Annotated in this window: 1 protein-coding gene; it reads left to right on the forward strand. The window is 60.0% G+C overall.

Annotated features, from left to right (window positions below; all coding sequences use genetic code 11):
- The coding region (locus tag PKE99_RS39485; protein ID WP_271215188.1) for an extracellular solute-binding protein at positions 1 to 528 on the forward strand (528 nt) is incomplete at both ends.

Below are 528 nucleotides of genomic sequence, written 5' to 3' on the forward strand. Positions count from 1 at the left end.
TATATCCGGCTGACCGCCAGCCAGCTGACCTGGATGTTCTTCGAGAACTTCTTCTCGCGCAACAATGTTCAGATGGCGACCAATGCCAATGGCTACGACAGCTTTGACGGCTCCGAACTGCGCGCCACCGCGCCGGAAATGATCGCCTTCTGGACCCGCGTGAAAGACTGGCACAACAAGGGCTGGCTGGGCTTCTACGGCGCGGGCTGGTCGGACAACCAGAAGCCGTTCGAGCAAGGCAAGGCCGCGTTCTGGATCGGCTCTTCCGGGTCGTTCGGCGGGCTGTCGAAGACCGCCACCATGCCGTTCTCGGCCGATTTCATGCCCTATGACGAAACCGTCGCCGATGGCAACAAATCCTCTTTCATCGGGGGCGCCGCCCTGTTCGCCTTCTCGGGCAAGCCGGAGGCTGAGAACAAGTGTACCGCTGATTTCTTCAGCTTCCTGACCTCGACCGAGATTCAGGCCTTCTACCATCAGGCCACCGGCTATGTCGCCATCACCACCGCCGCCTACGAAAAATCGAAG

Origin of the sequence: Pseudonocardia halophobica, from assembly GCF_027922425.1 — a bacterium.
GTDB lineage: Bacteria > Actinomycetota > Actinomycetes > Mycobacteriales > Pseudonocardiaceae > Pseudonocardia > Pseudonocardia halophobica.